Raw genomic sequence first — 8,653 nt, 5'->3', positions numbered from 1 at the left:
GTAGTCGAAGGTGGTCTGCTGCAGTTGCGGCAAAAGCTGCGTGGTGCTGAAGAGCACGGCGCCCACCGCCATCATGACGAGGAACGACATGCCGAACTGCCGGCTGAAAAGCAGGCGGATGTCGACGATGGGGTCGCGCCTTGTCCACTCCCACGGAACAAGCAGCAGGAACGACACCGCGGAGATCACGGCGAAAGTGGTAATGAAGGTCGAGGCGAACCAGTCGTTGCGCTGGCCTTCGTCGAGAAAGACTTCGAGGCAGCCGAGCGCCATCGCCACCAGGATGAAGCCGATCCAGTCGACCTTCAGCCCCTTGCTCAACCGCTCGCGGCGTTCGCGTTCGAGAATGTCTGGCTCGATCACCAGCCATTGCACGAGCGCCAGCGACATGATGCCGAACGGCACATTGATGAAGAAGATCCAGTGCCAGGAGAAATTGTCGGTCAGCCAGCCGCCGATGGTCGGCCCGACCGTCGGGGCGACGATCACCGCGATGCCGTAAAGCGCAAAGGCCTGGGAGCGTTTCTCAGGCGGGAACGTGTCGGCCAGGATTGACTGCTCGCTCGGCGCCATGCCGCCGCCGCCGAGCCCCTGCAGGATGCGGAAGGCGATCAGCGTCGGCAGATTGGGCGCCAGCCCGCACAGCAGCGACGCCAGCGTGAAGGTCGCCACGCAGATCATGTAATAGCGCTTGCGGCCGATGATGCTGGTAAGCCAGCCGCTGACCGGAATGATGACGGAGTTGGCGACGAGATAGGTGGTGATCACCCATGTGCTCTCGTCCATGCCGGCGGCCAGGCTGCCGGCGATGTTGCGCAGCGCGACATTGGCGATCGAGGTGTCGAGCACCAGCATGAAGGTCGCGATCGAGACGACGATCGCGATCAGCCAGGGGTTGCGCCCGCCGGCCGCCGACCGGCTTTCGTTACCCTGGGCTGCTGCGGCATCGCTCATCGTACCTTGACCGTCGGCACCACCGACATGCCGGGACCGAGATAGACGCCGGGCGGTTGGTCGAACACGATCTTGACCGGCACGCGTTGCACCACCTTGACGAAATTGCCTGTGGCGTTTTCGGCTGGAAGCAGGCTGAAGGCCGTGCCGCTGCCGGCCTGAACGCTGTCGACATGGCCATGGAAGGTCTTTTCCGGATAGGCGTCGATGGCGATATCGACGGGCTGGCCCGGTCGCATCAGGTCGAGCTGTGTCTCCTTGAAATTGGCTTTCACCCAGACGTCGTTGGGCACGAACATCATCAGCACCTGGCCGGGCTGCGCATAGGTGCCTTTCGCCACCGTGATGTTGGTGGCATGGCCGGCGACGGGCGCCGTGATGGTCGTGCGGGTGAGGGTGATCTTGGCTTGGTTCTCGGTGGCCTCAGCCTGGCGCAGCTTGGCCTCGGCGCTCTTGCCTTGAGCCTGCAGAACAGCCACCTGGCTTTTCGCCGCCTCGACATTGGCGTTGGCGGTATCGAGTGCTGCCTGGTCCTGGCGCAAGGTCGAAGCGGCCTGCTGTGCCTGCTGTTGCGTCGCCGTGCCCTTGGCCAGGAGCTCACGGTTGCGCTGGTCCTCGGATTTGGCGAATTCGAGCGCTGCCTGCGCCTGCGCCACCTGCCTTTCGGCCGCATCGATCTTGGCGTTTTGCGCCTCGGTCTGGGCCTGCACATTGGCAATGTCGGCCCGCGCCGCAACCACGCCGGCTTGTGCCTGTTTGAGCGAGGCCTGATAATCGCTGTCGTCGATGCGCAGAAGCATGGCGCCGGCCTCGACCGGCTGGTTGTCGGTGACGGCGACATCGGTGATGCGTCCGGCAATTTCCGCGCCGATCGTCACCGTACGGGCGTCGATGAAGGCGTCGTCGGTCCATTCATACTGTCGCGCGTTGATCCACCAGATGACCACGGCCGCGATGACCAACAGGATGAGGATGGCGACGATCGCCGCTATGTAGGGATGGCGTCTGATGAGGCCGGGTTCGTTGCCGTCCGACGGACTGTCATTCGACTGCGTGTCTTGCGCTCGCTCGCCGTCGCGCTCGTTATCCATGCGCTTTTCGTCGTCCGGCGGGCGTTGCTGCCGATCGGACCGGGGCTGACCCCGCGCTTCCTCGGCGGGAGCGGTTTCGCGCTCTTTTCTTTCAGTTTTTGCGTCCAAGGCAACGGGTCCCAGATATCGTTGGCCCCCTCGCAGCAGGGTCAACGGGCGGTTTCCGCAAAGGTTCCTGCCCTCGGTTGCCGGGCCGTGGCCCGGCTGGCAGCGTCAGCCCGCCATCCAGCCGCCGTCCACCATCAGGTTTATGCCGGTGACATAGCTCGCCATATCGCTGGCGAGAAAGAGCGCCGCGCCCGCCACGTCGTTCGGATGCCCGAGCCGTGGCCATGGCGTGCGGCGGCGCGAATAGTCGAGCGCATCAGGATCGTTGGCGACGCCCGGCTTGCCGGTGATGATCTTGCCCGGTGCGATAGCGTTGCAGACGATCAAGTCCCGGGCATGGTCGACGGCGATCTGCCGGGTCATCTGCACGATGCCGCCCTTGCTCACCGAATAGGGCAGGTCGCCGGGGCAGGCGACCATGCCATGCTGCGAGGAGATGTTGATGATGCGGCCGCGCACATCATTGAGCGGCGCCTGGGTCAGCATCTGCATGACCGCGCGTTTGTTGCAGTAGAAGAAACCGGTCAGGTTGACGCCGATGACGCGGTTCCACTGTTCCGGCGTGGTCTCGATCAGGTTGGTGCTGGTGTAGATCGCTGCATTGTTGACCATCACGTCGAGGCGTCCGAACTGGGCGATCGTCGTGCCCACGAGCACATCGACGGCGTTCCAATCCGAAATGTCGGTTCTGACGTAGGTGGCTGTGCCGCTGGCCGAACGGATCATGTCGGCGGTGCCTTGGCCGCCCTCGATCGGCTGCTCCGCCGTGTCGGCGACGACGACGTTGGCGCCTTCGGTGGCGAATTTCAGCGCGATGGCGCGGCCGATGCCGGAGCTCGCTCCGGTGACGATGGCTGTCTTGTTGGCGAGCAGGGCCATGATGTTCAGCTCTCCCGGGTGACGATCTTTCCCTGCGCCCGGCCGACCAGCAGGCCTTCGCGCACGATCTCGCGGCCGCGCAGGAGGACACTGGTCAGCCGCGCTTTCACGGTCCAGCCGTCAAAGGGCGTGTAGCCCGCCCGCGACACCTGATCGGCATTGGCGATGGTGCTGGACTGGCGCGGGTCGAGGATCAGCAGATCGGCATCGTGGCCGACGGCGATGCGACCCTTGCGCCGGCCGAGGCCGAAGCGCTCGGCTGGATTGCGGGAGCACATGCGCACCAGATCGGGCAGGGCGATGAGCCCTTCGTCGACCAGCCTCAGCATGGTCGGAAGCAGCGTCTGCAATCCTGGCATGCCGCCCGGGATGTCGGCGAAAGCGGCATAAGCCGCTGCCTTCTCGACGGGCGCGTGCGGTGCGTGATCGGTGGCGACGATGTCGATCAGTCCCGCGCTGAGAGCGGCGCGCAGCGCGTCGACGTCGTGTGGCGAGCGCAAGGGCGGCGAAGCCTTCAGCTTGGCGCCTTGCGTTTCGTAATCGTCGGCGGTGAAGAACAGGTTCTGCGGCGTGGTCTCGACGCTGGCGTCGGCCATGCCGCGCAACCGGCTCCAGGTCTCGACACCGAGCTCGGAATTGATCTGCCGGACGTGAATCCGCGCCTCGGTCGCCGCTGCGGCGACAAGGGCGCGGGCGATGCCATTGGCTTCGGCGAGCGGCGGCCGGCTGTCCAGGAAGGCCGCGATGCTGCCGGAGCGATCCCGCGCCGTGCTGCCGGCCAGGATCGATTGGTCGCCGGGCGAGATGCCGATTGTCGTGTCGGCGCCGGCGAAGATTTTCAGCGCCTCGGCGACATTGTCGAGCGAGGCAAAAAGGAAGGCGTCCGGCACGTCGGCGGTGAACAACTCGAAGGAGACCGGTGCGAGGTCGAGCAGGCGAGGGACGAGCGACAGGTCACGGCTGACCACGGCCTGCAGGCCGACATCGACATGGATGCGGCCCTTCGCAATCGCCATCTTGTCGGCAAGTTGCTCGGGCGTGGCCGTCCATGGCTCATCGGTCGGCATGTCGAGTACGGTGGTGACGCCGCCGAGCGCCGCCGCATGGGTGCCGGAGGAAAAGTCTTCCTTGTGGGTCAGGCCGGGATCGCGCAGATGCGCATGCGCATCGACAAGGCCCGGTAGCAGGAAGCAACCCGAGGCGTCGATGAGCGTGCTGGCTTCGGCGGCTTCGCCGGGCGCGATGAGTGCGGCGACCTTGCCCGCGGCGATGCCTATATCGCCCCGGTCGAGGCCGTCGGCGTTCACAACCGTTGCGCCGCGGATCAGCGTCTCGAACACGGTTCCCCCTCAGCCGCGCTGCTCGAAGCGCGCATGGTTCGCGTGCCAGAAGCGGGCAATGTCCTCGCGGCGCATGAAGGCGGCGCCGTCGGATTTCTGGACATGCTCGATGACCTCGCGCAGGCCCGAGGCACGGTTCGGCTGACCCGTCCAGCGGGCGTGGATGCCGATGGTCAGCATGCGGCCGCCGGTCTCGTCGGCTTCGCTAAGCATATAGTCGATGGCCGCGCGGCAGTCCTCGGCGAAGTCGCGCGGATTGCTGTAGCCCGGAGCCACCAGATAGCGGCTGTCGTTGAGCGTCTTGGAGTAGGGGATGACCAGGATTTCCGTGCCCCGGTGATCGAGAAAATAGGGCAGGTCGTCGTTGCAGGGATCGGAGTGGTAGAGGAAGCCGCCTTCCTCGACCAGCAGGTCGCGCGTGTTGACGCTCGGCAGCGAGCGGCAGTTCCAGCCCAGGGGCCGCTTTCCCAGCAGCTTTTCGTAAAGCGCGATCGCCCCTTGCAGATGGCGCTCTTCCTCGCCGCGCTCCATGGTCGTGTGGTCGATCCAGCGCAGGCCGTGGCCCATCAGGTCATGCCGGCGGTTCTTCATCCATTCGACCAAAGGCGGGTTGCGCTCCAGCGCCACGGCGCAGGCGGAAAAGGTGACCGGGATGTCGTAGCGATCGAACAGCCTGGCCAGGCGCCAGACACCGGCGCGGCTGCCATATTCGAAATGCGTCTCGGTGCTGAGATCGCGCACCGGCATGCTGCCGCTGAGATTGTATTCGCCCCAATTGTCGTTGCGGCCGTCTTCGAGCCACGAATATTCCGAGCCCTCCTCGTAGTTGAGCACGAGGTTGACGGCGAGCTTGACGCCGCCCGGCCAGACGACGAAGGGCGGGTGCGGGCCGTAGCCGACGAAATCGCGCGGCTGCTGGAAATCGATCGGCATCTTGCGTTCTCCCTGTCTTTGTTTCTGCGCAATTCCGAACGGAACCGCTCACACTTTCCTGGAATTGCTCTAGCTCTCGTTGGCGGCAATCCAGTCCATGTAGTCGTGGAACGCTTCCTTGCCGGCACGCGGCCGCCACGTGGTGTCGCGCAGGATGCGCGCGATGTCATAGGCGCCCCACATGCCGCCTTTCAGCCTCACATCCTGGACGATGTTGGCGTCGTCTCCAGGCGTCACCTCCGCCTTCAGGCCCGGCACGCGTTCCCTTGCCCAGCCGATGATCTCGCCGATGGTCTGGCTGGACCCGGAGCCGATATTGTAGTGGCGGTAATTGAGGCGGGGCGCATCGATCAGCGCGAGGATCGCGGCGGCGACGTCGGTCGAGGTGACGTAGTCGCCGACGGGCTCCAGGCTGTTCGGCCTGATCGTCTCGCCGGCCAGGGCCATATGCGCGACGCGGTTGGGAACATGGCGGAAGTTGCGGCTCTCGGTGGCGCGATCCATCGGACCGTAGACGGAAGCCAGCCGCACCGAGGCCGCCGACAGGCCGAACAAATCGGCATAGCGGTTGGTGACCATCTCGGAGGCGAATTTCGAGATGCCGTAGAGCGTCAGCGGCGCGACATAGCCGTCTTCCGGCAGTGGCTCGCCACCCCAGTCGGGTCCGTTGTGGCGATAGACGGAACCGGAGCTGACATAGACGAAGCGTTTCACGTCCGGCCTCTCGCGCGCCCAGTCCAGCATGCGCACGGTGCCCATGAGGTTGACGTCGACGATGCGGGCGGGGTCTTCGGCCTCCGGCTGGCGCTTTGCCTCCGAGGCGCTGCCGCGCGAGATCGGCGTGATGGTCGCGCCATGGACGATTGCCGTGATGCCTTGCTTGTCGAGCGTCTCGGACCAGGCTTGCGGGTCGAGGATATCGGCGGAAATCACCGTCAGTCGGTCGCGCACCGGAGCGAAGTGCTTCTCGGCCGCCGCGTCGAGGCCCGACCGGTCGAGGATCACGGCACGGGCGTTGGGATCGCGGTCCAGCCATGCGCGCGCGACCACGCTCATGACAAAGCCGGTGCCGCCGGTGACGAGCAAGGTCATGGGAGCTCCTTTGAAAGGGTTTCGGCCTCAGCGCGTCGCATAGCCGCCATCGACGAGCATGTCGGATCCGGTGACGAAGGATGCGTCGGAGGAAAGCAGGAAAGCCGCCGCCGCGGCGATCTCGTCGGGCTCGGCGATGCGGTCGAGCAGATGGGCGGGACCAAGGCCGGCATTGGCGGCCTCGAAATCGGCAAACCGGCGCAGCAGGCGCGTCGTCGCCACCGCACCGGGCGACAGGCTGTTGACGCGGACCCTGTCAGGCGCGTGGTCCACGGCCATCGCCTTGGCGAGGTGGATCAGGCCGGCCTTGGCGGCGCAATAGGCGACGGCCCTGGCGGTGGCGACGCGCCCGAATTGCGAGCCGATGAAGACGACCGAGCCGCCGCCGCTTGCCGCGATCAGCGGCACGGCGAACTTGCTCATCAGGAAGGCGCCGGTCAGGCCGACATCGATCTCATGCCGCCATGCGCTTTCGTCGAGATCGACGACGGTGGCGCTGGTCGAGGGTGCCGCGGCATTGTGCACCAGCCCGTCGAGCCGGCCGAATTTTTGCCGGGCGAACGCGACGGTCGCCCCCGCGGACTCGATATCCTTCACGTCGCATTGGCAAGCGGCAGCTGAAGGCCCGAGTGTCTGGGCAAGCTCGGTGGCCGGCTCTGGGCCGTAATCGGCGCAGACGACGCTTGCGCCTTCGGCAACACAGCGGCGCGCTATCGCCGCGCCGATGCCGCTGGCGGCGCCGGCGATCAGGATGACTTTGCCTTCGAGACGCCTCATGTCTGTTATCCGACCCGCTCCTCGATCGCCTGCATGGCCGCCAGCGTGGCCGGACGGCGCAACAAGTTGTAGCAGGCAGCTAAAGTCACCAACACGGCGCCGCCGCCCAGAAGCAGGAACATTGCCGGTGCGCCCATATGCTCCATCAGGCCGGCCGAAATGCCCGGCGTCGCAACATTGCCGATCGAATAGAGCAGGAGCAGCGTGCCGGAGGCCCCGACCATGTGCCGGCTGTGCAATTGCGAGGCGCCGAACGCCATCGCCACCGGATAGACCGTCAGCGCCGTCGCGCCATAGAGGAAAAACAGCACGAAGAGCAGCGGGACCGAAAAGTTGCCGAGCCAGGCGATCGCGGCGCAGAGCGTGACCGACAGGATACCCTGGACAAGCAGTATGATCCTGCGCTCAAACCTGTCGGACAGCCAGCCGACCGGCGTCTGCGCCAGCATGCCGGCGATGCTGATGGTCGTGACCAGCCCGACGGTCGTTGCCGCCGACAGCCCGATCTGCGTGCCGTAGATCGGCGTCAGCACGAAGATGTTCATATTGGTGATGCCGCCCTGGAAGATCGCTACGACTGTCACCGGCGCCAGCCGGAAAAGCGCCAGCGGGCCGAGGCGCTTGACCGGCCTTGCCGAACTTGCGTGCTCCGGATCGGTGGCAGGCAGCGCCGGCCAGCGCCCACCGGCGAATTTGGAGATCAGCGCCAGCAGCACCGTCGCCGCCGCCACCGGGAACAGATGCGGCGATTGCGGGCCGACCATCGCGACCAGAACCGGACCGAGCAGCACGGCGATTGCCGTTGTCAGCATATAGATCGAAAACATCGCGCCGCGATTGTGGTGCTCGGCATAGAGGTTGATCCAGCTTTCGCAGACGACGAACAGCGATGCCATCGCGAGGCCGCCGAGCAGGCGAAAGCAGATCCAGCTCGGCAGGAAGTCGGTGAAGACGAAACCGGAAGCCGCCAGCAGCGCGACGACGACGACGGCAACGAAGGTTCGCTCATGGCCGTATTGAGCGACGGCCGGGCGGGTCACTAGGCATCCGATGAGGAAGCCCACGGGATAGGCCGTCAAGACGATCTGCACGACCTGGGGAGAAATGCCGGGCTTGCCAAGATGCAGCGACACGGCGGTGGTCAGCATGGCGCTGCCGATGCAGGCCAGGCAGATGCCGATCATGATCGGCAGCAGGGCACGGGAGCGCTCTGCATTTTGCCAGAGCCGCGTCGCGGATTGAGCGATCGACCTCATGAATGCGGCTGCGGCGGCTCCCTGGCGGCACCGTTGACCGACGGCAGCCCGGGCAGAAGCTACACTTTGTGACGATTGCCACAAACGAAGATTGGCGCGGCTATGGCTCAAATTTTTTTGGCCATGCCGGTGAAGGAAAGCAGCGTCTCGGCGCGCTGTGGGCTTTACAGCGGTTTTGCACCCTCCTTACCATAGGCAAAAACCAAAATCTGGAAACCAGCGG

At 65.4% G+C, this 8,653-nt stretch carries 8 protein-coding genes; all 8 read right to left on the bottom strand.

What is annotated here, in order from left to right; all coding sequences use genetic code 11:
- On the bottom strand, positions 1 to 954 hold a 954-nt coding region (locus FJW07_RS29755), incomplete at its 3' end, for a DHA2 family efflux MFS transporter permease subunit (protein WP_140859708.1).
- Positions 951 to 2,045, bottom strand: coding sequence for an HlyD family secretion protein (locus tag FJW07_RS29750; protein WP_140859707.1), 1,095 nt, complete (start codon positions 2,043 to 2,045; stop codon positions 951 to 953). The genes FJW07_RS29755 and FJW07_RS29750, both read right to left, overlap by 4 nt.
- Positions 2,046 to 2,258: 213 nt before the next feature.
- Positions 2,259 to 3,032 (bottom strand): SDR family oxidoreductase, encoded by a 774-nt coding sequence (locus tag FJW07_RS29745; RefSeq protein WP_140859706.1) that lies wholly within the window; start codon positions 3,030 to 3,032, stop codon positions 2,259 to 2,261.
- 5 nt (positions 3,033 to 3,037) lie between these two features.
- Entirely contained in the window at positions 3,038 to 4,372 is a 1,335-nt protein-coding gene (locus tag FJW07_RS29740; RefSeq protein ID WP_140859705.1) for a dihydroorotase family protein, read from the bottom strand.
- Positions 4,373 to 4,381: 9 nt separating this feature from the next.
- The gene (locus tag FJW07_RS29735; protein WP_140859704.1) at positions 4,382 to 5,305 is read right to left on the bottom strand and encodes a polysaccharide deacetylase family protein; all 924 of its coding nucleotides are present in this window, start codon (positions 5,303 to 5,305) and stop codon (positions 4,382 to 4,384) included.
- Between the two features lie 69 nt (positions 5,306 to 5,374).
- A complete protein-coding gene (locus FJW07_RS29730) occupies positions 5,375 to 6,397 on the bottom strand; it encodes an NAD(P)-dependent oxidoreductase (protein ID WP_140859703.1) in 1,023 nt (340 codons plus the stop codon).
- A 27-nt stretch (positions 6,398 to 6,424) separates the two neighbouring features.
- Positions 6,425 to 7,174: an SDR family oxidoreductase gene (locus FJW07_RS29725; protein WP_140859702.1), complete on the bottom strand. Its 750-nt coding sequence runs from the start codon at positions 7,172 to 7,174 to the stop codon at positions 6,425 to 6,427.
- Positions 7,175 to 7,179: 5 nt separating this feature from the next.
- Positions 7,180 to 8,430 carry an MFS transporter gene (locus FJW07_RS29720; protein WP_140859701.1) on the bottom strand — a complete coding sequence of 417 codons (1,251 nt, stop codon included), beginning with the start codon at positions 8,428 to 8,430 and terminating at the stop codon, positions 7,180 to 7,182.
- Between the last annotated feature and the right edge of the window lie 223 nt (positions 8,431 to 8,653).

Origin of the sequence: Mesorhizobium sp. B3-1-9 (genome assembly GCF_006439595.1) — a bacterium.
Classification (GTDB): Bacteria; Pseudomonadota; Alphaproteobacteria; order Rhizobiales; family Rhizobiaceae; genus Mesorhizobium.
This window is presented reverse-complemented; position numbering and strand designations above follow the sequence as displayed.

Excerpts from the sequence above, each read along its gene's own strand:
- FJW07_RS29750 (WP_140859707.1), bottom strand. The coding sequence starts at position 2,045 with ATGGATAACGAGCGCGACGGCGAGCGAGCGCAAGACACGCAGTCGAAT.
- FJW07_RS29745 (WP_140859706.1), bottom strand. The coding sequence starts at position 3,032 with ATGGCCCTGCTCGCCAACAAGACAGCCATCGTCACCGGAGCGAGCTCC.
- FJW07_RS29735 (WP_140859704.1), bottom strand. The coding sequence starts at position 5,305 with ATGCCGATCGATTTCCAGCAGCCGCGCGATTTCGTCGGCTACGGCCCG.
- FJW07_RS29730 (WP_140859703.1), bottom strand. The coding sequence starts at position 6,397 with ATGACCTTGCTCGTCACCGGCGGCACCGGCTTTGTCATGAGCGTGGTC.
- FJW07_RS29725 (WP_140859702.1), bottom strand. The coding sequence starts at position 7,174 with ATGAGGCGTCTCGAAGGCAAAGTCATCCTGATCGCCGGCGCCGCCAGC.
- FJW07_RS29720 (WP_140859701.1), bottom strand. The coding sequence starts at position 8,430 with ATGAGGTCGATCGCTCAATCCGCGACGCGGCTCTGGCAAAATGCAGAG.